The sequence below is a fragment of the Flavonifractor sp. An306 genome (assembly GCF_002159455.1).
Classification (GTDB): Bacteria; Bacillota; Clostridia; order Oscillospirales; family Oscillospiraceae; genus Flavonifractor.
Window position 1 is genome coordinate 31,307 of the sequence record NZ_NFIQ01000009.1, and the last position, 25,070, is coordinate 56,376.

Here is a 25,070-nt window from a genome sequence, read left to right on the forward strand (position 1 = left end):
TGTGTTAAAATTTAATCGACATATTTTGCCGAAAAGAGGTGGTTTTGTGGCGAAAAAGAGGTCCGATTCTACCGTGACGCCGGATTACGAAGCAATTACATCATTTCAAAAAGGCCAGGCTTCACGCATTTTCAAGGAAGTGAACGAGCAGGACAAGGTTTTAATTGTCAGCAAGCAAAACAAGCCGCAGAACGTCGTTATCTCATACGAACGGTATAAGAGACTCAGGGAAGAGGGAGCAGATATATGAACATCAATGAACAGGCCAATTTTATATGGAGCATAGCCGATTTGCTGCGTGGCGATTTCAAACAGAGCGAATACGGCAAGGTGATTCTGCCCTTTACTGTGCTGCGTCGCTTTGACTGTGTGCTGGCACCTTCCAAGGCAAAAATTTTGGAGGCCAATAAGACTTTGACGGTCAGCAACAAGCGCCCTATTTTTAAGCGCATGACTGGCCATGATTACTATAATGTCAGCCAGTTCGATTTCGAAAAACTGATGGATGACAGCAACGCTATCGAAGCCAATCTGCGGGATTACATCAATGGCTTTTCCGAAGATGTCCGTGAAATCATGGACAACTTTGAAATTTTCGGGGTAATCGATCGTCTATCAAGGGCGAATCTGCTTTATCTGGTCGTACAGCGTTTTGCGGAGATTGATATGAGCGATACCCAGATTGACAATCTGGAAATGGGGTATATGTTCGAGGAATTGATCCGGCGATTTTCTGAGCAGTCCAACGAAACCGCTGGTGAGCACTTCACGCCCCGTGAGGTAATCGAACTAATGGTAGAAGTGCTGCTCGATCCCGATATGGACGAAATTGCAAATACTGATGGAAAGGTCATTACCATTCTAGACCCGGCCTGCGGCACGGGTGGAATGCTGTCCGTTGCCCAGAACAAAATGGAGTCTCTGAACAGTACGACCCAGGTAATCCCCTTTGGGCAGGAATTAAACCCCGAAACATACGCAACGTGCCGTTCCGATATGATTTTGAAAGGTAATACCAACAGCCGTATCGTTTTGGGAAACAGCTTCAACGAGGACGGATTCAAGTCCCAGACCTTTGACTATATGCTGAGCAACCCTCCTTTTGGCGTGGAGTGGAAAAAGGTAGAGAAGTTCATTAAGGACGAAGCGGCTTCTCAAGGGTATCGTGGCAGATTTGGCGCTGGTTTGCCTCGTATCTCGGACGGTTCTTTCCTGTTTCTACAGCATCTGATTTCCAAAATGAATCCGCCGGAAAAAGGCGGAAGCCGCATTGGTATTGTCTTTAACGGTTCGCCCATGTTCTCCGGCGATGCCGGAAGCGGAGAAAGTGAAATCCGCCGCTGGATTATTGAAAATGATCTGCTGGAGGCTATTATTGGCCTTCCGGATCAGCTGTTCTACAACACCGGCATTACCACTTATATCTGGATTTTGACCAACCGCAAAGAGAACCGAAGGAAAGGAAAAGTGCGTCTGATCAACGGAGCCGGTTTCTATGAAAAGATGCGCAAGGGTCTCGGCAACAAGCGAAACATGATCAGCCCGGAAAATCGTGCGGACCTGGTGCGCCTGTACAGCACCTACGAGCCGGATGAGAACTATATGGATCTGGATAATGAAGATTTCGGATACCGGAAAATTGTTATAGAACGTCCCCTGTACAACGAAGATGGCACACCGGTAACCGACCGCAAAGGCAATAGAAAAGCAGATGCCTCCCTTCGTGACTACGAAATGGTGCCGTTGAAGGAAGACATCCACGAATATTTCAATCGTGAGGTTCTGCCGTTTGTGCCGGATGCCTGGATTGACGAGAGCAAGACCAAAATCGGCTATGAGATTCCGTTTACCCGCTATTTCTACAAGTTCACTCCGCTGCGTGACAGTTCTGTAATTATGGAAGATATTAGAGCTCTTGAGGAACGCATCCAAGCGAGCTTGGCGGAGGTGTTCTCGAAATGAAGCGGTATGCAGAATATAAGGATACTGGAGTAGCATTTTTAGGCGAAATTCCTTTAGAGTGGACTATCAGCAAATTGAAATATTGCGTAAAAGTGCGTAATATAAAGAAAAACTATTTAGAAGGAATATATGTTGGGCTGGAAAACATTGAGCCACTCAATGGACGATACATAGAAGTTAATAATCAAGAAATCAATGGGGTATCAAGCGAATTTGTATCTGGCGATGTGCTTTTTGGAAAACTTAGACCATATTTGGGTAAATGTATTGTGGCCGAGTTCAATGGTATGTGCTCTACCGAATTTTTAGTTCTTGAGCCGTTAAAAGTGTGCAATCGTTATTTGAAGTACTGGTTTTTATCTGCGCCAGTAGTAGATGCTATAAACGCGTCTACCTATGGAGCAAAAATGCCACGTGCTAATTGGGATCATATTGGTGAAATGGCATTACCATTACCAGCAAAATGTGTTCAAACATCGATAGCAAATTATTTAGATACAAAAGTCAACGCTATTGATGCCACAATTACTGATAAAGACAAACAAATTAGGTTGCTGGAGGAAAAGCAAGTCTCTATCATCACCACTGCTGTGACCAAAGGAATCAATTCTACTACCGAAATGAAAGACAGCGGCACCGAGTGGCTTGGATATATCCCCTCTCATTGGAGAGTTGTACCTGCGAAAGCATTGTTTGCACAGAGCAAAGAAACCCGCCATGAAACGGATGTTCAGCTGACCGCCAGCCAAAAGTACGGCATTATCTCCCAAGAAGATTACATGGAGCGACAGAACTACAAAATTGTTTTGGCCGATAAAGGGCTTGAAAACTGGAAGCACGTCGAACCCAACGATTTCATAATTAGTTTGCGTAGCTTTCAAGGTGGGCTGGAGATCAGCTATATTCCCGGGTGCATCACATGGCATTACATCGTTCTGAAGCCTAAGGCGGGTGTAGAGCCAGAGTATTTCAAGTGGCTGTTTAAGTCTCCCCGATATATACAGGCATTGCAGCGCACGGCAAACTTTATCCGTGATGGTCAAGATCTGAGATTTTCAAACTTTGTGCAGGTTCCGCTGCCCTTGATTCCAATGGATGAGCAAAAAGAGATCGCCGAATATTTGAATAAGGAAACCGCACGAATTGACAGCATTATTGCAGATATTACAGAACAGATCGAAAAACTAAAGGAATACCGCCAAAGCGTCATTTCCGAGGTTGTAACTGGAAAGGTGGCAGTAGAATGAACTATCAAGAATTGTCACCGCAAGGCGAAGCTTTGCTGAAAGAAATTATTGACCTCCAAGCCAGCGGTCAGGACAATGCAGCTTATTGGAGCAAGCGGTTTGATGGATTATCCATGCAGCAGGATACCCTGCTCCGGGATACGTTTCGAGAGCTGAAAGAATGTGGTTATGTCCACATACAGTGGGCTGACAACATTCCATACTATCTGTCCCTCACAGTAGATGGTCAAAATTATTTCACTAACAAAAAGGCCGCAAAAAAAGCCGAGAGAAAACTCTCCCGGCGGGAATGGCGGATTGCTGTCCTATCGGCCATTATTGGCGGTATGGTTGGGCTAATTCCCTGGATTTGCACTTTGATAGGAGGTGGTCAATAATGGCAATCGAAACCAAAGAAATTACATTTGAACAAGAGATTGAATACAGCCTGCTTGACCACGGCGGATATATCAAAGGGAATCCCCGTGACTATAATCGTGAATTTGCCATAGACACCAAGCAGCTCTTTCAGTTTCTTCAAGACAGCCAGCCCGTTGAATGGGAAAAGCTGTGCAGAAAACATGGAGAGAATGTGGAAACGGGTTTTCTGAAGAAGCTGTATCGTGATCTTGATACATACGGAACATTATATGTGCTGCGGCATGGCGTTGTAGATGCTCCCGCTAAACTATCCCTGTGCTATTTCAAGCCTGCCAGCGGCATGAACCAAACCAGTCAGGCACTTTACGAGAAGAACGTTCTCTCCATCACCCGGCAGGTGCATTATAGCCTGAAAAATGAGAACTCCATAGATGTTGTGCTGTTCATCAATGGTCTGCCTGTTGCGACGGTGGAACTGAAAAATCCGATCACCGGTCAGACTGTCGAAAATGCAAAGCGTCAGTACATGAAAGACCGTGATCCCAGAGAACTTCTGCTTTCGTTCAAAGCTCGATGCCTGGTTCACTTTGCTGTGGACACCGAAGAAGTGTGGATGACCACAAAGCTCAATGGCCTCAATACCTATTTTTTGCCGTTCAATAAGGGAAACAACGGCGGCAAGGGAAACCCTGTTGGGAACAGTACCTACCGGACTTCGTATCTGTGGGAAGAAGTCCTGCAAAAAGACAGCCTGCTGGACATTGTACAGCGATTTATTCATTTGCAGGAAGATAAAAAGAATCCTAAAAAGTCTGTTATGATCTTCCCACGTTACCACCAGCTGGATGTGGTCCGCAAGCTCGTTGCCGATGTCTACGCAAACGGAACCGGACACAATTATCTGATTCAGCACAGTGCGGGGAGCGGAAAATCCAACTCTATTTCTTGGCTGGCACACCATCTGTCTAACCTGCACGATAAAAATGACAAGGTTGTATTCAACAGCATCATTGTAATTACAGATCGCCTCGTATTGGATAAACAGCTTCAGGATACCATCTACCAGTTTGAGCACGTAGAAGGCGTTGTGACTAAAATCGACAACAACGCCGCACAGCTGGCAGATGCTTTGAACACAGGTAAGAAAATCATTATTACCACACTTCAGAAGTTCCCGTTTATCCTTGAAAAGGTAGATGATTTAAGCGGCAAGCGGTTTGCGGTCATTGTGGATGAGGCCCATTCTTCCCAGACCGGAGAAGCCAGCAAAAAAATGAAGGCGATCCTGGGAAACGCTGAGGGGCTAACGGAAGAAGAACAGCTCCAAAAGGTTGCGGATGAGGAGGCCAAGGAAGAGCGCAAGCAATCCGACAGCGAGGATGAAATCGCAAAAGAAATGGCTACACATGGTCGGTTGCCTAACCTGTCCTTCTTTGCCTTTACCGCAACACCCAAGGCGAAAACGCTGGAGATGTTTGGAACCCCGGATGCAAGCGGTATTCCCCATGCTTTTCATATTTACTCGATGAAGCAGGCCATTCAGGAAGGTTTTATTCTGGATGTTCTGAAAAACTATGTGACCTACGACACCTATTTCAAAATCGGCAAGAAAATTGCCGATGATCCTCGCTATGAAAAAAGCAAGGCAAATAAGGCGCTTGGCAAATTCTTAAGTCTGCATCCGCACAATCTGGCCCAGAAAACCCAGATCATCGTAGAACACTTCCGCACTGTCACCAAAGACAAGATTGGCGGCAAGGCCAAAGCAATGGTGGTGACCGGCTCACGCCTGCACGCAGTCCGGTATTATCAGGAGTTTCAGCGTTACATCAAAAAAATGGGATACGAAAATGAGCTGGGTATCCTGATCGCATTTTCTGGGACTGTCCATGATGGCGGTGAGGAGTACACCGAAGTCAGTCTAAATGGGATAAAAGAAAGCGAACTGCCGGAAAAATTCCACAGCGGCGAGTATCAGGTGCTTTTGGTTGCGGAAAAATACCAAACGGGGTTTGATGAGCCGTTGCTGCACACCATGTTTGTAGATAAAAAGCTCAGTGGTGTAAAAGCTGTTCAAACACTTTCCAGATTGAACCGAACCTGCTTCGGGAAAGATGATACATTTGTTTTGGACTTTGTAAATTCTGCCGAGGATATACGGGCCGCTTTTGCCCCGTATTATGAAGAAACCAGCATTGAGGAGACAACAGACGCCAACATTGTATATGAACTGAAATCCAAACTGGATGAATTTCGTGTGTATTGGCAGAGTGAGATTGAGGCTTTCTCCAAAGCATTTTTCAAGCCTACCAAGAAACAGGGAAATATGGATTTTGGCGTACTCAACAGTTTCCTTGATCCGGCAGTGGATCGGTATAACGGTTTGGATGAGAACGAGCAGGAAGAATTCAAGTCTACCCTCGCAAAGTTTGTTCGTACCTACACATTTCTCACCAACATCATCCGATTAGATGACGCCGACCTGCATAAGTTCCATGCTTATGCAAAATTTCTTCAGAAGAAACTGCCAAAGCGAGAGGGCGGCGGTCCTATTTTTCTGGATGATGAAGTATCGCTGCAATATTACCGGGTTCAGAAGATTTTTGAAGGGTCTATTGCGCTGGAGCAGAGTGAGCCGTTGCCCAATAAACTTCATCCCGGAAAACCGAAGCCAGAGGAAGAAAAGGCTCCCCTGTCTGAGCTGATTGATAAAATCAACGAAAAGTTCGGTACAGAGTTTACTAACATCGACAAGGTCTTGGAACAAATTGTTTCTGACATGGATGCCAATGAGGAATTGCGTGTCCAGGCTCGCAACAATTCACAAGAACATTTCCGTTTTCCCTTTAACGATGCGTTCATGGACGTGGTTATCGGGCGCATGGCGCAGAATCAGCAGTTTTGCGAAAGGGTTCTGGATGACGCCAAGTTCGGAGATACCGTTCGTGATTTGTTGGTAGGTGTTGTCTATGAACGATTGCGGAGCACAACAGGAAGTGGAATCCATCCATAGCTGTTGACATTTATTCATATATTAGAGTGGTTTCTTTACATAATTTGGCATTGCAGGTCAGAATGTATTGAATCGCTTTTTGTGCAAAATTCTTGCTGACTGTCGTATCACACTCTGCCAACCGGACAATCTCCGCTGTTCCAGCCTCAAAATCAAACGAAACCTCACCCCATTCGCCGTCGTTGTCCACCTGATACAGGTAGACAGCGGCGGCGATTTTCTTTTTGCGTTTGGTCTGGGATTTGCGTTTTAGGCGAATTATGTGAAGCACTCCGGCTTCTGTCAGCAGACAGGCCAAGTGTTCCACAGCTTTGCGGTAGGCCCGTTCTGCGCCGCTGGCCGTGCTGCCCTCAAAGAGGACTGCCAGTTCTTCAAAGGTCAGTCGGGTGCTGAGTGGGCTGACCCGTCCACAGGTCATACAGATGGCGTTTCTCTTTTCCAAAAGGATCTGCTCCCGGTAATTCAGCTTTTCAAATGCCTCCCGGACAGCTTTAGCCTGGATGCCGTTCCATAGAATCTCCGCATAGTCCCAGTGATCATCCCGGCTGACATCCTCGCCGGTTTCTTCGCTGTCCTCTTCCTGTACGGTTTGGTAAAACGGAACACGGCTGCGATTTTGCTTGGCCAACGCCAAAAACTTCGCTGCGGTCTCCTCGGTGCAACCGTTTTTCTGGGCATATTTCTGGATTGCCGCCTGTTCAGACTGGCCAGATTGATTGTAGAGCCATGCAATTCCACGCACAGCTTTGTACTCATCCACATTTTCAAAGGAACCGGCCTCCTCCTGCATTCGGCAGGTCAAAAGAGCGTTCCCGATAAAATGATGGGCATAGGTCAGAAAATTCGCCCCTTGTGCTGGATTGTATCCCCTGAGACAATCCAGCATGGCAAGTACACAGCCCATTTTATAATCCCAAAAGCGTTCTGGGTTATAGCGATCCAGCCCTTCCCGCAGCAGGAAACGGCGAACACGACCATTAAGCAGATTTTCATAGCAGTGCAGAAAAAATGAGAACCAGCGCAATTCACGGCTCCGCACAGCCTCAATGATGTAGTCGTTCATAGTTTCCAGAGCAGGCGGTTCCGGGTTAAGCTGAAAGATGCGTTCTACTTCCCGCATGGTCAAGCCCTTGGGTTCCGTCAGAAAGCTATATTTGGCACAGTAGCCGGACAGCTCCCATGTCCACGCTGTATCCATTTTTCCTCACCACCTTTCGGATGTTTCGTTGCTTATTTCTTTTGTATGGCCTTTAAAAGTGCATCCTGGGTCATTTCCTGCTCATAGACAGTGCTGGCATAACGCTGATCCGAAAGCGCACGGAGCATCTTATCTTTTGCCAGCTTTTTCATAGCTGCTGCCGTTTCTTTATCCAGATTTCCACGGCGGGTGCTTTGCAGGATAGTGTTCATACGGCGGGTATAAATCGCCTTTATCGGATGATCGTCTGCAAGCTCCCGCTGCTCCCGGCCTCTCAGATTGCCGATTTGTCGGCACGTCCGTCCCCGTTGGTCGCCGGGGGCCAGACCGCCGCAGTATTTGGTGTGCCGTGCGTCAATGGTGAGAAACCATCTGCCGCAGATGGGGCATTTCTTGGGTGCATGGCCCACACAAAGTCCCTCAAACAGATCGGAACGGAACATTCCCACAAAGGAGACATAGTGCATCCGCTTGACCAGTTGCGGCTCTGTCTTTCCGGGGCGAATGGCGGATACATACTGCACCGAAGCATTGGTTAGGGTCATCCAGGCCGGGTTATCCAGCGACAGGGTTGGCTCACCTTGGAAGAACTGCCCGAACATTGTCGCATAACCGTCCGAGGTACGGTCATAGTCTGGTTCATTCAACCGCTCTGCAAATTTCGTCAAGGCTTCCTTGTACTGCCCCAGAGAATAACTCAAATGCCCCAGCACCTGCGCGATTCGCACGAGCATGGTCGCCTTGCCATGCTGACCAGTCAAGGCACAGATCAGCTGCTCCTGTTGGGTGAGCTGCAAATAAGCTTTGGCATCCTCCATGTATTCTTCGGAAAAGATGGTTGCAAGTTTTTGCTCGAAATAGCTTCGATTCAGGCGGGAGAAGGGCGATGTGGTCTGTAAAAAAGAGATGATCTCGCCAGCGGCCTGCTGCACCTGCGGTAGCAGCTCCATATCCACGGAACCGGTGTTCATCCCCTGAAGCAGCTGGTTCAGCACATTGCAAGGAGTATCCAGCTTTCCAATGGTGCTGTCCGGGATGTTCAGCACCTCGCAGCCAATAGTTCCTGCGGGCATCGTACACCCCTCATAGGTTACTGTATCCTGCCAGAAATCCAGCGATAAAACCGCATGGTTGATGATTTGATCCATCTTCTCCCTCCTGTCATGTTTTTCTATTTTCATAATAGCACATAATTAAATCCTTGTCATGTTTTTTGAAAACGGCCTGTCATGCCATCAGCCTGTTTTTTTCGATTTTCCCCATAATCTATACAGAGGGGTGAGAAAACTGCCCCATCAAAAAGGAAATGGAGGGAATCTGTATGAATCTGTTTGAAGTGGTGAAAGCCAGTATCAACACACAGGAAGCAGCGCAGGCGTATGGAATTGACGTCAATCATTATGGCATGGCACTGTGTCCGTTCCACAATGACCGTCATCCGAGCTTATATGTATCGGGTGACCACTACTACTGTTTTTCCTGTGGGGAACATGGGGATATGATCGACCTGACCGCCAAACTGTTTGACCTTCGGCTGTATGATGCGGCCCGAAAACTGGCGTCGGACTTTCATCTTGCACCGGACAAGCCCTTGCCGGAACTCATTCGCCGGAAAATGAAACACAAAACCAAAGCACAGCAGCTTCGTGAGAACGAGCGGCTGTGCTTTTCTGTTTTGAACGAGTATCGGCGGCTGCTCCTGGATTGGGAAAAACGGTATGCACCGCAAGCACCGGAAGATGTGCCGGACAAGCGGTTTGTAGAAGCCTGCCACCGGCTACCCTGGGCAGAGTATCAGCTGGACATCCTGCTGCAAGGCGATTCCTATGAACGAGGCGAAGTCGTAAGCGAACTAACGGCAGACGGATACATCCGCAAATTACAGGCCCGCCTGAGAGAGGAGCAATACCATGAACAACCCTGTTTGGATTGATGAGAAAGGGAAAATCATCGAGCCGGAATATTGCCGGGATTTCCTGTCCCGGCATCCAATGCGCTGTATCAACGACCGCTTTTATACTGTGGAGGGACCGTTGCCGGATGAAAGCAAATTAAAGCGAACGATTTATGAGGAAATCTCGCCCTGGCTCCATGCCAAGGTCGCACAGACGGTGGAGCAGATAATCAAAGCGTTGAAGCTGGCGGCATATACAGACCCTTTGCCCCTGCAATGTGACCGCATCCATGTAGCAAACGGCACTTGTTTTCTGGATGGCACGTTTACAGAGGAAAAAGAATACTGCAACAACCGCCTGTCGGTATCCTATCGGGCTGATGCTCCGGCACCGGAACATTGGCTGCGTTTCCTTTCGGAATTGCTGGAGCCGGAGGATATTCCCGCCTTGCAGGAGTATCTGGGCTACTGCCTGATTCCGTCCACCAAAGGTCAGAAAATGCTCATGCTGATTGGCAAGGGCGGCGAGGGCAAAAGCCGGATTGGTGTGGTGATGAACGCCATTTTCGGGCTCAACATGAACACCACTTCCATTCAGAAAGTAGAAACTAATCGTTTCGCCAGAGCCGACCTGGAGGGCAAGCTGCTCATGGTGGACGATGATTTGGACATGAATGCCTTGACCAAGACCAACTATGTAAAATCCATCGTGACAGCAGAACTGCGGATGGATTTGGAACGGAAGAAAGAACAGAGCTATCAGGGACTGCTTTATGTACGCTTCCTCTGCTTCGGTAACGGGGCATTGACTGCACTGCATGACCGCAGCGATGGTTTCTTTCGCCGTCAGATCATTCTGACCACCAAAGATAAGCCTGTGGATCGGTTCGATGACCCGTTTCTTGCTGAGAAATTGATTGCCGAAAAAGAGGGAATTTTCCTCTGGATGCTGGAGGGGCTGCGGCGGCTGATCGCCAATCGCTATCACTTTACCATCAGCCAGAGGGCCAAGGACAATATCTCTTCCGCGGTTCGTGATGCCAATAACATTCTGGACTTTCTCGATTCTGAGGGCTATGTGGCATTCAAGGCGGATTATGAAGCCAGTACCAAAAATCTGTATGCAGCCTATAAACGATGGTGCGAAGACAACGCAGAAAACCCACTGTCCCAAAAGAGCTTCGCAAACCAGCTCAGCCAGAACGCAGAACGCTACCATTTGGAGCCGGTCAATAACCTGCACATCGGCGGTGGGAAGCGATGCCGAGGATATATGGGCATTTATGTTCTGCTCTCACCTGTGGAATTGTAATGAAACTTCAAAACCTTCTGTTCGTGCGTTCATGCGTTCTGGATCGGGCGCAGCCGTTGGAACGAAGGAACGCACGAACGCAAAAAATCCAAGTTCATTTTTTATTGTTCGGCTCAGAGGGCGCTCTAAAATCCGCACTTCCCAATCAATGGTTGTGCAAACAGTGAAAAACACTACCATAAGCAGAACACAAATCATTATTCGGTGATTTACAGAATGGTGATGGTGGTATGCGGGAAGGTGGCTATTTTCGCGGTTTCGTTTGCAAGCCCACCTAATGGCAAAGTCGATGGGGTACTGTTGCGGACAGTTCTTCACAAACGCAGTTCTGAGCGATTTTTGAGAAGTAATTAAGATTAACTGTACCGTGCAGCGTGTGTTCTCCACGGCAAACTAACTTTACGAAAGAATGAGGTATTTTCTATGAAATCCAATTTAAGAAATGAAATCAAGTCGTACATCGTGCGTTCCGGCTACACGATGCAGGAAGTCGTTGACCGGCTTTCTGAGGATTACGGCTGGAGTGACAGCGTTTCCAACCTGTCCAACAAACTCCAGCGGGAGTCTCTGCGGTATGTGGAGGCGGTACAGCTTGCTGACGCCCTTGGTTATGATCTCGTATGGCAGAAGCGGATGGACGAATGATGCCTGTCGTTCTTACCCGCCGTATCTCCCGTCTCCATCGAAAAATCCGCAGATTTGGAGATGGATGGCAGAGTGGATTTGCAAAATCTGCTTTGCCTGTGGGCGGCAGAATTGAAGCAATCAAGATTGCAGAGAGACTGTCGGTCACACCGCCTTTTGAGGATTTGGGTGCCACACACAAGCCTCTAAAGGCGGCAAGGCATCCGCAGATGCCGCATTCCCCCTCGGAGAGCCCACGGCACTTTGCAGCCCTCTGGGATGAAAGTGTCATAGTGGGTTATTACACTTCCCGCAGGAAGTGCATCCCCGTCCCTCAGCCGTCTGCCGTACAACAGAAAGGAGCTGATTTTTATGGCCAGAAACGACGGAATCGATCGCACCTTTGCCCGTAACCAGGACTTGCCCACACTTGATGATGTGGCGAAAGTTCAGGAACATAACGAACGAGAAAAGGACAGCTACTCCAACCAGGATATTGATACCACCCAAACCTACCGGAATATCCACTTCAAAGCTCCCACCGACAGCTATGCTGCCATGTTCGATCAGATGATTGCCGATGGCGTTATCTCCACCCGTGGACTGAAAGCCGATGCGGTGAAATATGGAGAACTGATTTTTGATGTGAACTCCGCTTACTTCCACAATCACGGCGGCTACGAGTATGCCAAGCAATTTTACACCGACGCATACAAAGCTGCCGTGGAGATTGTGGGTGGTGAGCAGTATATTCTCTCTGCTGTCATGCACGCCGATGAACGCAACCGGGCTATGTCGGAAGCTCTGGGGCAGGATGTGTATCACTACCACCTTCACGTGGTCTATATCCCGGTGGTGGAAAAACAGATTCTCTGGTCGAAGCGGTGCAAAGATAAGGCCCTTGTGGGCACAGTCAAGGAGACCATCATGCAGGTCAGCCGCAGTAAAAAGTGGGAATCCAAGGTAGCTTTGGATGAGCAGGGTAATCCGCTTCTGACCTCCAAGGGCAAGAAAGTCCTGCGGACATCATACAGTGTCTTGCAAGACGATTTCTTCAACTATATGAAAGCTGCCGGATATACCGATGTGGAGCGTGGAGAGCGTGGCAGCACCGAAGAACATCTGACTGTGACCCAGTTCAAAGTGGCACAGGAGCAGCAGCGGCTAGAAGATGTGACCGCTCAAATCGCTCAGACAGAGCAGGCGCTGGACACTGCACAGGCTGCCGTTGAGAAAAAGCAGAAGGAACTGCAATCCCTGCAAAAGCAGACCAAAGAACAGCGCACCACCGCCCTGACCGTACAGGAAATCCGCTCCATGGGGAAAAAGGCGATCACCGGCAATATCACTCTGACCCCATCCGAGTGCAGCACACTCAAGGATTATGCGGTCAACGGGATTCTTGCCAAGGCGGAAAACAGCCGTTTGGAAGAAAAACTGCAAAGCGCACAAAAAAGTGCCGCTGTCTGGAAACAGCGATATGAGTCGCTGAAAGAACAGGCACGGCCCTATCTGGAAGCTGTCAAGCTCGCACCCGAGAAGGTGCGGGCTTTTCTTGATGCCATTTTGACTCTGACTCGGCAAACAAAGCAGCACAATCAACCTTCCCGCCGCAAGTCGCAGGATATGGAACTTTAATTGATGGAGGAAACTGCATGAGAAAACACAAAGATTTTATGAGCGAACCCGACGATGGTTATATCGACATTGAATCCTGCTTTGAACCGATTTTTGAGCCGCCGTTGGAAACTCTGGAAGAATGGCGCAGCTGGAAGGATGAACCCGAACCGACACTGGAGAACACCTCGGTCTATGTCACAGAGCCGGATGGCATTCAATACTTTTACTGCGGCAATACCCGGATTCGGGTATCCGAGCATTTCTCCCAGTCAGGAAAGCCCATGGACAAGCTGATTGAAAAAGTGGTCCAGTATGCCGCCCGCAACGCTGGATAAACCCACAACAAAATGTCGTTGAACCACATCCACGCTTACGGTATAATAAAAGCAGAAGTATTGTAAGCGTGGGTTGTTTCGATTAAAAGGAGGATTTTTACCGTGAAACAACCTTACAATACCGCACTCTATATGCGTCTCAGCCGTGACGACGAAAACTATGGCGACAGCGTGAGCATTGAGACCCAGCGCACCATTTTGCAGCAGTACGCAAAGGAACATGGCCTTTCGGTGTATGGCGAGTATGTCGATGACGGATGGAGCGGAACAAACTTCGAGCGTCCCAGCTTTCAGCGGATGATGGATGATGTGGAGGCCGGAAAGGTCAACTGCATCGTTACCAAAGATCTCAGTCGCTTTGGCCGTGAACACGTGATGATGGACTACTATCTGGAATTTGTGTTCCCGGAAAAGCAGATTCGCTACATTGCCGTGGCCGAAAACGAGGACACCGAAAAAGGACTTTCGGATTTTGTGCCGTTCAAGAACCTTTTCAACGAATGGTTTGCAAAGGATACCAGCCGCAAGGTGAAAACGGCGCTCCGTGCCAAATTTGCTGCCGGAGAACGCACTTTTGCCTATGCGCCGCTGGGATACATCCGCCATCCCGAAGTCAAAAACACTTTGGCCATAGACGAAGAAACCCGCTGGATCATCGAGAAAATCTTTGACCTTGCGTTTCATGGGGCGGGTGCAGCGAAGATCACCAAGGCCCTGATTGCAGAGAAAGTCCCGACTGCGGGCTGGCTCAATTATCAGCGGTATGGAACTTTCGCCAATATCTATGCCAATGCGCCGGAAGAAAAATCCTATGCCTGGACGATTGCTCAGGTCAAAAGTATCTTGCAAGATGAAACCTACATCGGCAACAGCGTACACAATAAGCAGACCAACATATCTTATAAAAACAAGAAAAAGGTGCGCAAGCCGAAAGAAGAATGGATTCGGGTGGAAAACACCCATGAGGCGATCATCAGCCGGGATGTGTTTGAACAGGTACAAAAGCAGATCACCAGCCGTAGGCGGCAGCAAAAGGATGCTACAACGCAGATTTTCGCCGGTCTTGTAAAATGTGCAGATTGTGGCTGGTCTATGCGCTTCGGCACGAACCGGCAAAACAAAACACCGTATAGCCATTTCACTTGCAGCCAGTACGGACAGATGGGGACACAATGCTCGGCGCATTATATCCGCTATGACACACTCTATGTCTATGTGCTGTCCAGAATCCAGTATTGGTCCCATCGGGCACAGCTGAGCGAAGAAAAACTCTTGCAGCAGATTTTGAAAAACGGTGACCGGGAACGCATGACCGTCGCCAAGCGTCAGGAATCCGAACTGAAACGGGCGGAAAAGCGCAAGGCAGAAGTGGACGGAAAATTTGTCCGAATGTATGAGGACTGGTCCGCCGGACGCATCACCGAGTATAACTTCAATCTGCTGACTAAAAAGTACCAGGCAGAACAGCTGGAACTTGAGGAGAGGATTAGCCGCTTGCAAGCGGAGCTGTCCGCAGAGCAGCAAACTGCCCTGGATGCCGAAAAATGGGTCGCCCTCATCAAGCAGTACGCCAACCCCACGGAACTAACTGCCGAACTTCTCAATACCCTGATTGAAAAAATCGTCATCCACGAGGCCACTAAAGGCGAGGATGGTATGAGAGAGCAAGAGATTGAGATTTACTACCGCTTTATCGGCAAAATTGATTAATCTGTATCCATATCCTTAACTTTGGGAAACAGACGAGACCCTTCCAGACATCCGCCAGTCCAAGAGGTTGGCCATGCTCTACCACATGACGCTGGACGAGCTCATTGCCTACGACTTTGACGAGCAGCAGGCCCAGCAGATGCTGGACAGCGTCAGCGAGGAGGCCCAGGCCAAAATCGACTGGAACAAGGTCTGGAGTAAAAAGTACCCGGTGCTGACCACCTACCAGGACAGGGTAAAGGTCAACGACTATGCCCCCGGCCTGCAGGAGATGCTCACCCAATTACAGGTAGATTACGGCTACAACCGCACCGACGCTCTGCTGGTGCTCAAGGACATCTTGGCCCGGGTATGGAAGGGCACGGTGTAGCCCGCCCGCAAATTGTGCATCAAACGAGCAAAGCGCCCCCATCTTTTCCAGATGGGGGCGCTTATGCAGTTGCGTGCGGCCGCCTCAGACCAGTTTGCCGTAGTCCTCGTCGGCGACGGCCTCCAGCCACTCATTGGAGCAGTTCTCGCCGGGCACCTCCAGAGCCAGGTGGGAGAACCAGCTGTCCGGGGCGGCCCCGTGCCAGTGCTTCACCCCTGTGGGGATGTTCACCACATCTCCGGGGCGCAGCTCCCGGGCCGGCTTGCCCCACTCCTGATAGTAGCCCCGGCCGGCCACGCAGAGCAGCAGCTGGCCGCCCCCCTGATCGGCGCGATGGATGTGCCAGTTGTTGCGGCAGCCCGGCTCAAAGGTCACGTTGTACACCCCCACCTGACTGGTGGAAAGGGGCTGCAGATAGCTCTGACCCACAAAATACCGGGCAAAGCCGTCGTTGGGGGCACCGATGGGAAAGACCATCTCCCGCTGGTGCCGGGCCTTGCCGTCCTCTCCGGCGTCCTCGGCCCACACCTCCTTGGCCATGCGGAAGGCCGCCCAGGCCTTGGGCCAGCCTGCATAGAAGGCCGCGTGGGTCAGGATCTCGGCAATCTCCTGCCGGGTGATGCCGTTCTGTCTGGCGGTGGTCAGATGATACTGGAAGGAGCTGTCCACCAGTCCCTGGGCCATCAGGGCCACCACGGTAACCAGGGAGCGGTCCCGCAGGGAGAGCTTATCCTCCCGGCTCCAGACCTGCCCGAACAGCACGTCGTCGTTCAGCTCCGCAAATTTGGGGGCGAACTCCCCCAGGGCATCCCTGCCCGCCGTCTGCTTGACTGCCATATAAATAACCTCCTATGTCAGAGAAAATGTAACGGAGACCGTGCCCGCCCCCAGCTTTTCCTCCAGATCGGTGGGATCGTCGATGGTGGCAAGCCGGGTAAAGCTCCAGGAGTTGGTGCCGTAGTAAATGGTGATCTGGTTGCCCTGGTAGAGGATCACGTCGCCGGGCTGGGCGGTAATCTGCCGGTCGTTTCTGGTCAGCTCCGTACCCAGCGCCCCCACCTTTTCAAAGCCGCCGTAGTCCGCCATCTCAATGGTCAGCGGCCCCTGGGCCAGCAATTCCCGGAACGCCTCCGCGGAGCTGTTGTCCGCAAAGGTGGCCGGCAGTTCCTCGTCTCTTACCGTAATCTTCAACCTGGTTTCCTCCTGTCCGGTGCTCTCCGTCTCTGCCGTCTCCGCCGCCTGGGGCGTGGGCGTGGTGGGAACTGCCGGGGTCTCCCCGGCGGCGCAGGCGGAGAGGCCCAGCAGAAGCAGAAGCATCCACAAGCGCTTCAAAGCCTTCCCCTCCCCCCTGACGTTCACTTCAAATGAACCTCAAAAAACCGCTGGATTTGGTCAAAGGGAATGATGTCCTTTCTGTCGTAGAGATCGGTGTGAACCGCCCCGGGGATGAGGAGCAGCTCCTTGTTTCCGGCGTAGAGGTTGTCCTTCACCATGTCGGCAAAGGCGTCTTTGCTGAAATAGCAGGAATGGGCCTTCTCCCCATGGATCACCAGCACGGCGCTGCGGATCTCGTTGCTGTAGCGCAGGATGGGCATATTGAGAAAGGACAGGGCGGAGGTCACGTTCCAGCCGTCATTGGAGTTGAGGGACCGCTCGGTATAGCCCCGCTGGGTCTTGTAGTAGTCGTAGTAGTCTTTGACAAAGAAGGGGGCGTCCTCCGGCAGCGGGTCCACCACGCCCCCCGCCCGGGCGCAGGTCCCGGTTCTGTAGTCCTCCGTCCGCTGGGCGTTGAGGGCTTTTCTGGTCTCATACCGGGCGTCGGCGCTGTCGGCGGCGTCAAAGTAGCCCCTGGCGTTTACCCGGGTCATGTCGTACATGGTTGAGGTGACGGTGGCCTTGATCCGGGTATCCATGGCGGCGGCGTTGAGGGCCATGCCGCCCCATCCGCAGATGCCCAGGATGCCGATTTTCTCCGGGTCAAGAAACGTCCGGGTGGAGAGAAAGTCCACCGCGGCGGAAAAGTCCTCGGTGTTGATATCAGGGGAGGCCACGTTCCGGGCCTCGCCGCCGCTCTCCCCAATGAAAGAGGGGTCAAAGGCCAGGGCCGCAAAGCCCCGGCCGGCCAGCTCCTCGGCGTACAGCCCGGCACACTGCTCCTTCACCGCGCCGAAGGGCCCGGCCACCGCCACGGCGGCCAGCCTGCCGGAAAATCCCTTGGGCAAGTACAGGTCGCCTGCCAGCTCAATGCCGTAGCGGTTGTGAAAGCGCACCTTTTCCCGCTCCACGGTGTCCCGCAGAGGGAAGGAATAGCCGTTATACCTGGAATGCATACGTTCTGTCCTCCTTACAGATTCCGGCCCAGCTCATAGGCCTGCCGCAGGGCGTCGTGGCCCTGGATCTCCCCCACCGAGGTGACCCCTCCGGCAAAGACCGTTCCCGCCAGGCGGGCCTTTTCAAAGCAGGAGAGCCACCCTTGCAGGCCGGTAACGGCCCCGTCCACCGTGTGCCCGTCCTCCTCCGCCGCCGAGGCCAGCAGATAGACCTCCCGAAACTGATAATCAGAGGGGAACAGGGGATTGGCCCGGTCCAGCATGGTTTTCATCTGGCCGCACATGCCGTAGTAGTAGATGGGGGTGGCAAAGGCGAGCACGTCGGCGCTCCCCATGGCCTGGGCGATGGTATCCGCGTCATCGTGAATGACGCAGCGTCCGGTGCTCTGGCAGGCCAGGCACCCTTTGCAGAATCCGATGGTCTTGTCGTACAACGTGATCTTCTCCACCCTGTGCCCGGCCTCCCGGGCGCCCCGGACAAATTCGTCGGCCAGGGCGTCGGAATTGCCGCCCTTCCGGGGGCTGGTGGAGAGTACCAAAACCTGTTTGCTCATTGCAGTTCCTCCTCGCTCAACGGGCGGATAACCCGGGCAGGCACGCCGCCCACGATTGTGTTTTCCGGCACGTCCCCGGCCACCACGGCTCCCGCCGCCACAATGGCGCCGTCACCGATGGTCACGCCGGGCAGAATGGTGGCGTTTGCGCCGATCCAGACGTTTTTCCCAATGTGGATGGGAGCGGGGATCATGCTGGCCCGGTCACTGGGGGATTTGGCGTGGTTGAGGGTGGCCAGCACCACGTTGTGGCCGATGAGGGCCCCGTCCCCGATGAAAATGCCCCCCTGGTCCTGAAACTTGCAGCCCATGTTGACAAAGACGTTTTTGCCGATGTGGATGTTCTTGCCGCAGTCGGTGTAAAAGGGCGGAAAGAAAGCGAAGCTCCCGTCCACCGGCTTGCCGATCAGCTGGGAGAACAGGTCCCGCAGCTCCTCCGGCTGGTGGTAGCCGCTGTTGATCTCGGCCGTGAGGCGCAGGGCCTGCTGGCTGACGCCGTGCATGAACAGATGGGCCTCTCCGCCCCCCTGTACCGGCCTTCCGCTATTAAGATGGTCCAAAAATGCTTCTAAATCCATGTTGCACCCCTGTTTCCCGTGGTCTTTGCCTTCATTTTATCACCAGCTAGTCGCAATAACAAATACCTATATAGAATACTTTATTATGCTTGAAACCTATATTTGATTTATGCTATCATCAGACCAATGGGAGGTGGCGCCGATGGAATTGCGGGTACTGCAGTATTTTCTGGCGGTGGCAAGGGAGCAGAATATTTCGGCGGCGGCCCAGTCGCTGCACCTCACCCAGCCCACCCTCTCCCGGCAGCTCAAGGAGCTGGAGGAGGAGCTGGGCAAGCAGCTGATGGTCCGGGGCAACCGGAAGATCACCCTCACCGAGGAGGGCATGCTGCTGCGAAAGCGGGCGGAGGAAATCCTGGAGCTGGTGAACCGGACGGAACAGGAGCTGGCCCGGTCTAACGACGCCGTCAGCGGGGATATCTACATCGGCACCGGCGAGACCGACGGCGTGCGCCAGCTGGCCCGGACCGCCAAGCAGCTGCAGAAGAGCTGCCCGGGCATCCGCTTTCACATTGTCAGCGGAGACGCCGTGGATGTGTGCGAGCGGCTGGACAAGGGACTGCTGGATTTCGGCGTCCTTCTGGGCGATATCGACAAAATAAAGTACCGCTATCTGGAGCTGCCCATGAAGGACACCTGGGGCGTCCTGATGCGGCGGGACAGCCCGCTGTCGGCTCGGGAGACCGTTTCGCCCCGGGACCTGTGGGACAAGCCCCTGATCCTCTCCCGGCAGGTAGACAACAAAAGCGGCCTGTACCGCTGGCTGGGAAAGGAGCCTTCGGAGCTTCACACCGTGGCCACCTATAATCTCATCTACAACGCCTCCCTGATGGTGGACGAGGGTATGGGCTACGCCTTTACCCTGGACAAGCTGGTGAACACCACCGGCAGCAACCTCTGTTTCCGGCCCCTGCGGCCCAGGCTGGAGCTGGGCATGTACCTGGTCTGGAAAAAATCCCAGATCTTCTCCCGGGCGGCGGAGCTGTTTCTGGAACACCTGCAGGCCCATCTGATTCCTCAGGGCCATTGATTGCGCGCAGAAAGGCGGCCCCCGCCGCGCAGCTCATGCTGCGCGGCGGGGGCCGCCTGGTCTTTCTTCCCTTTGCGCCGGAGTTACTGCTGCCGGTCCCGCAGGATATGGTGCTCCCGCAGCAGCTGCTCCACCACAGTGCCCCGGAGCATCTTGAGAGCCGGCTTTTTCAGCAGGTTCAGGGGCCCGGGCAGCTCCATGTCCAGCGGGGAGCGGCCGTCCATCAGGCACACCGAGCTGTCCAGCAGCGCCCGGATATCATACACGCTGCCCCACACCTCGGGCACACCCCGGTCCACCCCCAGCAGGCCGTACACCGCCTCCATGGCGGTACGCACGGAGTACTCGGTGGTGAACACGGTGTCCCGGGGGGTCTCGGCGAACTGGCCCAGGAAGGCAAAGTTCACGCAGCCGTCGGGGATCACGTCCGGCCGGTCCCCCTTGGTCCGGGGCATAAAGAAGGCGGTGATATAGGGCATCATAGTGGGCACACACACGGCGCTCTCCCGGGCCAGCTGGGCAATCTGCTCCACAGGCACGCCCAGGTGGTACAGCCACTCCTCCGTGATCTCCCTGCCGGTACAATCCTTCATGGTTTTTTTTACATAGTCGCCGGGCACGTCGGTAAACAGGCCGTACACCCAGACGCACACCTGTTCGGGGTTCTGGGCCTTGAACTGGCCCTGGCGGTTGATGGTCCAGCTCAGCAGCCACTTGGAGTCCTGGCAGCTGACGATGCCGCCGGTGACCACCTTGCCGGTGCGGGGATCCCGCTTGCAGATGTTGGTGATATAGGGGAGGATCCTGTCGTCCAGGGTGGTGATGGTGGCCGACTCCCAGTTGGTCTTGCCCACGTCGGAGCAGAACTTCTCCGGGCGGCCGAAGGCCGGGTCCTGTCTGGCGATGTTTTTCCACAGGCTCCAGCAGCCGCTGGTGCGCACCTCCGCGTCTCCGTTGGGGGCGTGGTCCTGGTCGCCGTAGATGGTGCCCTCGGTGCAGGAGCCGTTGGTGACGAACACCAGGTCGTTTTCCGTCAGCACGATGCCCTGCTCCACCCCGTTGACCTTGCACTCGATGGCGGTGGCCGTCTTTTTACCTCCCCGGATATCAAAGAGCACGTTGGTCACTTCGGTACCGAACCGGAAGTCCACCCCGGCCGCCTCCAGGTACTTCTGCATGGGCAGGATCAGGGACTCGTACTGGTTATAGCGGGTGAATTTCAGGGCGCTGAAGTCGGGCAGGCCGGCGATGTGGTGGATGAAGCGCTGGAAATAGAGCTTCATCTCCAGGGCGCTGTGCCAGTTCTCAAAGGCAAACATGGTCCGCCAGTAGAGCCAGAAGGTGGAGGAGAACACCTCGTCGTCAAACACGTCCTCAATGGTCTTGTCATACAGGTCCTCGTCGGGGGTCATGAAGAGCTTGACGATCTCCATACAACCCTTCTGGCTCAGGTTGAATCTCCCGTCGGTGTGGGCGTCCTGGCCCCGGTTGACGGTGGCCCGGCACAGGGAGTAGTTGGGGTCGTGCTTGTTGAGCCAGTAAAACTCGTCCAGCACGGAGGCCCCGGGCTTCTCCAGGGAGGGGATGGAGCGGAACAGATCCCACAGACATTCAAAGTGGTTCTCCATCTCCCGGCCGCCCCGCATCACATAGCCCCGGGCGGGGTCGCAGATGCCGTCGCAGGCGCCGCCGGCCACGTCCATGGCCTCCAGAATGTGGATGTGGGAGCCGGGCATCTGGCCGTCCCGCACCAGGAAACAGGCGGCCGCCAGAGCGGCCAGGCCGCTGCCCACGATGTAGGCGTTTTTCTCCTCCACACCCTCCGGCTTCTCCGGGCGGGCAAAGGCCTCGTAGTTGCCGCTGGAGTAGTAAATGCCCTTGCGGTTTTTCTGCTGCCGCCCCAACTCGGTGTTGCGGTAATCCTCCAATTTCTCCCCGCCGGAGGCCTTCTGGGCCTGCGTCGCCTTTTTCGCCAGCATCACGGCCGCGCCCGCGCCGGCAAGGCCGGCGGCAGCGACGGCGGTCAGTTTCCCAAGATTCTTTGCCATAAAAAGAGCCACCTTTCCATATGTCACCGTTTTCACGGTTTCGCTGTCTGCTTACAGCCCTTATCCTACCCCTTTTTCCCGCCGTCCGCCATTTACAAAACAGGCCCGATGATCAGTTTTTGATCATCGGGCCTGTTTTGTAAAGATTTCATGCCTGAGCGGCAAAGTTCTGGATGGAGTTGACAATGTTCCCCCGCATGGTGGCCCCCACCTTTTGCACAATCATCCGGTAATCGGCCTGCATGCCCTGCCTGATCCAGTCCAGCATAACCCCCACAAAGCTGTATTTGTAAAACTCCGCGATGAAGGCCTTGTCCGCCTCGGCGATGTCCACGCCCTGGCTCTTTTCCTCCACCACGTCCCGGAGCAGGCCGTAGGTCAGCTGAAACAGGAAGCGCTCCATCTGGTCCCGGCTGATGCAGCGGAAGGCGTTGAGTACGAAAGCTTTGTTCTCCAGCACCGCCTCAAAGATCTGCTCCAGCCCCTCCTGCCAGGTATCGTAGGTCTTTTTTCCCTGAAGCGCCCGGGCGGCATCCTCCACACAGGACCACTCCACCAGGTCGTAAATATCCTTGAAATGGTAGTAGAAGGCCATCCGGCTGACGCCGCAGTCCTCCGTAATGTCCCGAATGGTAATTTTGTCCAGCGGCTTCTGCAGCAGCATCCGCTTCAGGGACGCCTCCAGCGCCTGCTTGGTGGTATTTGACACGGGCTCCACTCCTTCCGGGATCTTTTCTCCTATTATACGGGGAAACCGCTCTTTTGCAAGAGGGAGACCCGTTGTAACTATATGCCAAATGGTGTATAATGGTGCAGAATATACGCGAATCAGGGCTCCCGTCTGTTTGACAATCCATACACGGGAGCGAGGGGGATGGGCGATATGCAAGTATATCCGGAACGATACCTCCAGCTTGAGCTGACAGCCGAAGAGCGGGCCTTCACACGGACCCTGCAGCGGCTCTTTGCCGAAGAGGACATGGCCTATTATGTGCTCCACATCAATCCCAGGAAGAAATCCGCCAACGGCGTGCCCGAGCTGTTCAGCCTGCTGCTTCTGCCCCAGGGGCTCTTTTTATTTCGTTTTTTCCCGGTTTCCAGTGGAGATGCCGCCCAGCTGCTGCTCCAGAGCTTCTCCTCCCCCGTGGTCTACGGCACCCTGGAGACCGAGCTGCGCAGCCAGCTGGAAAAAAGCCGCTACCTGACCGACACCCAGGGCAAGCTGCAGCACGCCATGAACGTGTGCTTCGTGCTGCCCAACATCGACTCCAACCAGTTGGAGGGCACGCTGAGCGACCAGGCGCAGGCCTTCTGCCGGGAGCATGTGCTCTTCCAGGACCAGCTTTCCGCCCTCCGGAAATCCGGTCCCCAGGAGCTGCTGCGCAGGCTGCCGCCTGCCGAGCCTCTGCGGGAGGAACTGGTCAACAACGTCTTTCAGCGCTTGTGCCCGGAGCTCACCATTCCCAGGGTGGTCTTTCTGGACGAAACGGCCTCCATCCAGGCCAGGGACGGCGAGCTCACCTCCAGAGACCGGGCCGTCCAGTCCTACCGTCTGGACAACCAGCAGATCAACCTGGTCAACCGGCTCACCAAGGGCAACCAGCTGATTTTGGCCTGCGCCGGCAGCGGAAAGAGCGTGCTGCTCATCTCAAAGTGCTTCAAGCTGGCCAGCCTGAATCCGGACCAGACCTTCCTGATCACCTGCTACAACCGGAATCTGTACCACTATTACCAGTGGGCCATCGCTCAGGCCGGCTTCACCCACAAAAATGTGCGCTGCCTCACCTTTTACGGGCTGTGCAAGCACCTGCTGGACCGGAACCGCCTGCCCTCCCCCACCCAGGACGGTCTCCGGCACGGCACCCCCGAGTACTATACCCGGCTGTTTGACACGGTGAACACCGCTCTGGCCGAGGGCAAGGTCACGGACCGGTTTTACGGCATCTTCATCGACGAGGTGCAGATCTTCAAACCGGAGTGGTACCGCTTCTGCTTTAACCTGCTGAGCAGCAAAAACGCCGACGACCATGTGTTCGTCATCGCCGGGGACAAGTCTCAGGACATCAAGAACAACATCAAAAAGGGCACCGCACCCTGGCAGGGCGGCGGCGCCCAATACCCGGAATACCGGGGAAAAACCCTCCACCTCAAGACCAATTACCGAAACTCCAGGCAGATCAACCAGGCCGTCCAGCGCTTTGTGGAGGAAGCCAAGCAGCGCGGTGCTGCCATCGGGGCGGACCTGGCCTCCGATCCCGAGCTCTTTCTGCTGGGTGAGTCCATTCACGACGGGCCTCCGCCCCGGCTGGTGGAGCCGCCGGCGTGGTCCAACCAGGGCGAGGAGGACGCGGTCTGCGCCGCCATCCGGCATCTGCTGGAGGCGGAGGGGCTCAGCGAGGTGGATATCGCCGTGCTCTTTTACAACCGGCGCACCAGATATACCCCGCCTGGCTGGAGCACCGACAGCTATGAGTTCTTTCCCGACCTGGAGGAGCGGTTTCAGCGGGAGGGCTGGCAGCCCCCCACCCTTCTCACCTCCGGAGAAAGCGCCGGAGCCACCTACGGCTCCCGCACCGGCGTCACCTTCGCCACCATCGAGGGCTCGCTGGGGCTGGATTTCCGCGCGGTCATTCTGGCCGGGCTCCGCCCGCTGGGCGGCCATGAGCGGGCCGTCAGCCTCCATGATTTCCTCTCCTTCGACGACGAAAAGGAGCAGGAGCAGAAGCAGGAGGCCTTTGTGAAAAACGTCAACTTCCTCTACACCGGCTGCACCAGGGCAAAGGATCATCTGGTGGTGGTGCTCTCCGCCCAAAAGGGAGCCAACGTGTACATAGACCTGCTCCGCGCATCCATGGGCGGGGAGACCGGCCTGGATCAGGCCTGAA

The 25,070-nt window shown here is 53.6% G+C and carries 23 protein-coding genes; 14 read left to right on the forward strand and 9 right to left on the reverse strand.

The features are described 5' to 3' along the window. The first annotated feature begins 46 nt into the window (after nucleotides 1–46). The 5 genes from B5F88_RS20160 to B5F88_RS03485 are packed head-to-tail and all read left to right on the forward strand — an operon-like array spanning nucleotide 47 to nucleotide 6,582. The gene (locus B5F88_RS20160) at nucleotides 47–250 is read left to right on the forward strand and encodes a type II toxin-antitoxin system prevent-host-death family antitoxin (protein ID WP_204246190.1); all 204 of its coding nucleotides are present in this window, start codon (nucleotides 47–49) and stop codon (nucleotides 248–250) included. Continuing rightward, nucleotides 247–1,962 carry a class I SAM-dependent DNA methyltransferase gene (locus B5F88_RS03470; RefSeq protein ID WP_087341677.1) on the forward strand — a complete coding sequence of 572 codons (1,716 nt, stop codon included), beginning with the start codon at nucleotides 247–249 and terminating at the stop codon, nucleotides 1,960–1,962. The genes B5F88_RS20160 and B5F88_RS03470 overlap by 4 nt, the downstream gene beginning before the upstream one ends. After that, nucleotides 1,959–3,209, forward strand: coding sequence for a restriction endonuclease subunit S (locus B5F88_RS03475; protein WP_087341679.1), 1,251 nt, complete (start codon nucleotides 1,959–1,961; stop codon nucleotides 3,207–3,209). Before B5F88_RS03470 ends, B5F88_RS03475 begins: the two co-directional genes overlap by 4 nt. Continuing rightward, on the forward strand, nucleotides 3,206–3,586 hold the full coding sequence (locus B5F88_RS03480; RefSeq protein WP_087341681.1) for a hypothetical protein: 381 nt from the start codon (nucleotides 3,206–3,208) through the stop codon (nucleotides 3,584–3,586). The genes B5F88_RS03475 and B5F88_RS03480 overlap by 4 nt, the downstream gene beginning before the upstream one ends. After that, complete coding sequence (locus B5F88_RS03485) at nucleotides 3,586–6,582, forward strand: type I restriction endonuclease (RefSeq protein ID WP_087341683.1); 2,997 nt, start codon at nucleotides 3,586–3,588, stop codon at nucleotides 6,580–6,582. Before B5F88_RS03480 ends, B5F88_RS03485 begins: the two co-directional genes overlap by 1 nt. 10 nt (nucleotides 6,583–6,592) lie before the next feature. Here the strand turns inward: B5F88_RS03485 and B5F88_RS03490 are convergent, their stop codons facing one another. Together B5F88_RS03490 and B5F88_RS03495 are read right to left on the reverse strand one after the other, a co-directional pair. Beyond that, nucleotides 6,593–7,780, reverse strand: a complete 1,188-nt coding sequence (locus tag B5F88_RS03490) for a hypothetical protein (protein WP_087341685.1) — start codon at nucleotides 7,778–7,780, stop codon at nucleotides 6,593–6,595. Between the two features lie 32 nt (nucleotides 7,781–7,812). Next, nucleotides 7,813–8,928: a DUF6076 domain-containing protein gene (locus B5F88_RS03495; protein ID WP_087341687.1), complete on the reverse strand. Its 1,116-nt coding sequence runs from the start codon at nucleotides 8,926–8,928 to the stop codon at nucleotides 7,813–7,815. Nucleotides 8,929–9,101: 173 nt separating this feature from the next. On the opposite strand from B5F88_RS03495, the gene B5F88_RS03500 reads away from it, so the two are divergent. From B5F88_RS03500 to B5F88_RS03530, 7 genes are all read left to right on the forward strand, one after another. Continuing rightward, nucleotides 9,102–9,713, forward strand: coding sequence for a CHC2 zinc finger domain-containing protein (locus B5F88_RS03500; protein WP_087237588.1), 612 nt, complete (start codon nucleotides 9,102–9,104; stop codon nucleotides 9,711–9,713). Beyond that, a complete protein-coding gene (locus tag B5F88_RS03505; protein ID WP_087237590.1) occupies nucleotides 9,691–10,986 on the forward strand; it encodes a phage/plasmid primase, P4 family in 1,296 nt (431 codons plus the stop codon). Before B5F88_RS03500 ends, B5F88_RS03505 begins: the two co-directional genes overlap by 23 nt. 423 nt (nucleotides 10,987–11,409) lie before the next feature. After that, the gene (locus B5F88_RS03510; protein ID WP_087237592.1) at nucleotides 11,410–11,631 is read left to right on the forward strand and encodes an LLM class flavin-dependent oxidoreductase; all 222 of its coding nucleotides are present in this window, start codon (nucleotides 11,410–11,412) and stop codon (nucleotides 11,629–11,631) included. A 351-nt stretch (nucleotides 11,632–11,982) separates the two neighbouring features. Then, nucleotides 11,983–13,248: a plasmid recombination protein gene (locus tag B5F88_RS03515; protein WP_087237594.1), complete on the forward strand. Its 1,266-nt coding sequence runs from the start codon at nucleotides 11,983–11,985 to the stop codon at nucleotides 13,246–13,248. Nucleotides 13,249–13,265: 17 nt separating this feature from the next. Beyond that, nucleotides 13,266–13,565: a hypothetical protein gene (locus tag B5F88_RS03520; RefSeq protein WP_087341689.1), complete on the forward strand. Its 300-nt coding sequence runs from the start codon at nucleotides 13,266–13,268 to the stop codon at nucleotides 13,563–13,565. Between the two features lie 132 nt (nucleotides 13,566–13,697). Then, complete coding sequence (locus B5F88_RS03525) at nucleotides 13,698–15,275, forward strand: recombinase family protein (protein ID WP_087341714.1); 1,578 nt, start codon at nucleotides 13,698–13,700, stop codon at nucleotides 15,273–15,275. A gap of 73 nt (nucleotides 15,276–15,348) precedes the next feature. After that, nucleotides 15,349–15,645, forward strand: a complete 297-nt coding sequence (locus tag B5F88_RS03530) for a hypothetical protein (RefSeq protein WP_242959621.1) — start codon at nucleotides 15,349–15,351, stop codon at nucleotides 15,643–15,645. A gap of 84 nt (nucleotides 15,646–15,729) precedes the next feature. Here B5F88_RS03530 and B5F88_RS03535 read toward each other — a convergent pair whose 3' ends face one another. From B5F88_RS03535 to B5F88_RS03555, 5 genes are read right to left on the reverse strand one after another with little or no spacing between them, the layout of a single operon-like run. Further along, nucleotides 15,730–16,482 carry a carboxymuconolactone decarboxylase family protein gene (locus B5F88_RS03535; protein ID WP_087341691.1) on the reverse strand — a complete coding sequence of 251 codons (753 nt, stop codon included), beginning with the start codon at nucleotides 16,480–16,482 and terminating at the stop codon, nucleotides 15,730–15,732. 12 nt (nucleotides 16,483–16,494) lie between these two features. Further along, nucleotides 16,495–16,977 carry a cyclophilin-like fold protein gene (locus B5F88_RS03540; RefSeq protein ID WP_242959622.1) on the reverse strand — a complete coding sequence of 161 codons (483 nt, stop codon included), beginning with the start codon at nucleotides 16,975–16,977 and terminating at the stop codon, nucleotides 16,495–16,497. Nucleotides 16,978–17,000: 23 nt separating this feature from the next. Next, nucleotides 17,001–17,975, reverse strand: coding sequence for an alpha/beta hydrolase (locus B5F88_RS03545; RefSeq protein WP_087341692.1), 975 nt, complete (start codon nucleotides 17,973–17,975; stop codon nucleotides 17,001–17,003). Between the two features lie 14 nt (nucleotides 17,976–17,989). Continuing rightward, nucleotides 17,990–18,529, reverse strand: a complete 540-nt coding sequence (locus B5F88_RS03550; protein ID WP_087341694.1) for a flavodoxin family protein — start codon at nucleotides 18,527–18,529, stop codon at nucleotides 17,990–17,992. After that, nucleotides 18,526–19,107, reverse strand: coding sequence for a DapH/DapD/GlmU-related protein (locus B5F88_RS03555; protein ID WP_087341695.1), 582 nt, complete (start codon nucleotides 19,105–19,107; stop codon nucleotides 18,526–18,528). The genes B5F88_RS03550 and B5F88_RS03555 overlap by 4 nt, the downstream gene beginning before the upstream one ends. Nucleotides 19,108–19,249: 142 nt before the next feature. Between B5F88_RS03555 and B5F88_RS03560 the strand changes: the two genes are divergently transcribed. Beyond that, nucleotides 19,250–20,137, forward strand: a complete 888-nt coding sequence (locus B5F88_RS03560) for a LysR family transcriptional regulator (RefSeq protein ID WP_087341697.1) — start codon at nucleotides 19,250–19,252, stop codon at nucleotides 20,135–20,137. 83 nt (nucleotides 20,138–20,220) lie between these two features. Here B5F88_RS03560 and B5F88_RS03565 read toward each other — a convergent pair whose 3' ends face one another. Next, the gene (locus B5F88_RS03565) at nucleotides 20,221–22,185 is read right to left on the reverse strand and encodes an oleate hydratase (protein ID WP_087341699.1); all 1,965 of its coding nucleotides are present in this window, start codon (nucleotides 22,183–22,185) and stop codon (nucleotides 20,221–20,223) included. Nucleotides 22,186–22,333: 148 nt separating this feature from the next. Next, entirely contained in the window at nucleotides 22,334–22,894 is a 561-nt protein-coding gene (locus tag B5F88_RS03570) for a TetR/AcrR family transcriptional regulator (protein ID WP_087341717.1), read from the reverse strand. A 174-nt stretch (nucleotides 22,895–23,068) separates the two neighbouring features. Here B5F88_RS03570 and B5F88_RS03575 point away from each other — a divergent pair, with 174 nt between their 5' ends. Next, nucleotides 23,069–25,069, forward strand: coding sequence for a hypothetical protein (locus B5F88_RS03575; protein ID WP_140402051.1), 2,001 nt, complete (start codon nucleotides 23,069–23,071; stop codon nucleotides 25,067–25,069). Nucleotide 25,070: the final 1 nt, after the last annotated feature.

Coding starts and splice junctions, on each gene's coding strand:
- B5F88_RS03470 (WP_087341677.1), top strand. CDS start 247: ATGAACATCAATGAACAGGCCAATTTTATATGGAGCATAGCCGATTTG.
- B5F88_RS03475 (WP_087341679.1), top strand. CDS start 1,959: ATGAAGCGGTATGCAGAATATAAGGATACTGGAGTAGCATTTTTAGGC.
- B5F88_RS03480 (WP_087341681.1), top strand. CDS start 3,206: ATGAACTATCAAGAATTGTCACCGCAAGGCGAAGCTTTGCTGAAAGAA.
- B5F88_RS03485 (WP_087341683.1), top strand. CDS start 3,586: ATGGCAATCGAAACCAAAGAAATTACATTTGAACAAGAGATTGAATAC.
- B5F88_RS03490 (WP_087341685.1), bottom strand. CDS start 7,780: ATGGATACAGCGTGGACATGGGAGCTGTCCGGCTACTGTGCCAAATAT.
- B5F88_RS03495 (WP_087341687.1), bottom strand. CDS start 8,928: ATGGATCAAATCATCAACCATGCGGTTTTATCGCTGGATTTCTGGCAG.
- B5F88_RS03500 (WP_087237588.1), top strand. CDS start 9,102: ATGAATCTGTTTGAAGTGGTGAAAGCCAGTATCAACACACAGGAAGCA.
- B5F88_RS03505 (WP_087237590.1), top strand. CDS start 9,691: ATGAACAACCCTGTTTGGATTGATGAGAAAGGGAAAATCATCGAGCCG.
- B5F88_RS03510 (WP_087237592.1), top strand. CDS start 11,410: ATGAAATCCAATTTAAGAAATGAAATCAAGTCGTACATCGTGCGTTCC.
- B5F88_RS03515 (WP_087237594.1), top strand. CDS start 11,983: ATGGCCAGAAACGACGGAATCGATCGCACCTTTGCCCGTAACCAGGAC.
- B5F88_RS03520 (WP_087341689.1), top strand. CDS start 13,266: ATGAGAAAACACAAAGATTTTATGAGCGAACCCGACGATGGTTATATC.
- B5F88_RS03525 (WP_087341714.1), top strand. CDS start 13,698: ATGCGTCTCAGCCGTGACGACGAAAACTATGGCGACAGCGTGAGCATT.
- B5F88_RS03530 (WP_242959621.1), top strand. CDS start 15,349: ATGCTCTACCACATGACGCTGGACGAGCTCATTGCCTACGACTTTGAC.
- B5F88_RS03535 (WP_087341691.1), bottom strand. CDS start 16,482: ATGGCAGTCAAGCAGACGGCGGGCAGGGATGCCCTGGGGGAGTTCGCC.
- B5F88_RS03545 (WP_087341692.1), bottom strand. CDS start 17,975: ATGCATTCCAGGTATAACGGCTATTCCTTCCCTCTGCGGGACACCGTG.
- B5F88_RS03550 (WP_087341694.1), bottom strand. CDS start 18,529: ATGAGCAAACAGGTTTTGGTACTCTCCACCAGCCCCCGGAAGGGCGGC.
- B5F88_RS03555 (WP_087341695.1), bottom strand. CDS start 19,107: ATGGATTTAGAAGCATTTTTGGACCATCTTAATAGCGGAAGGCCGGTA.
- B5F88_RS03560 (WP_087341697.1), top strand. CDS start 19,250: ATGGAATTGCGGGTACTGCAGTATTTTCTGGCGGTGGCAAGGGAGCAG.
- B5F88_RS03565 (WP_087341699.1), bottom strand. CDS start 22,185: ATGGCAAAGAATCTTGGGAAACTGACCGCCGTCGCTGCCGCCGGCCTT.
- B5F88_RS03575 (WP_140402051.1), top strand. CDS start 23,069: ATGCAAGTATATCCGGAACGATACCTCCAGCTTGAGCTGACAGCCGAA.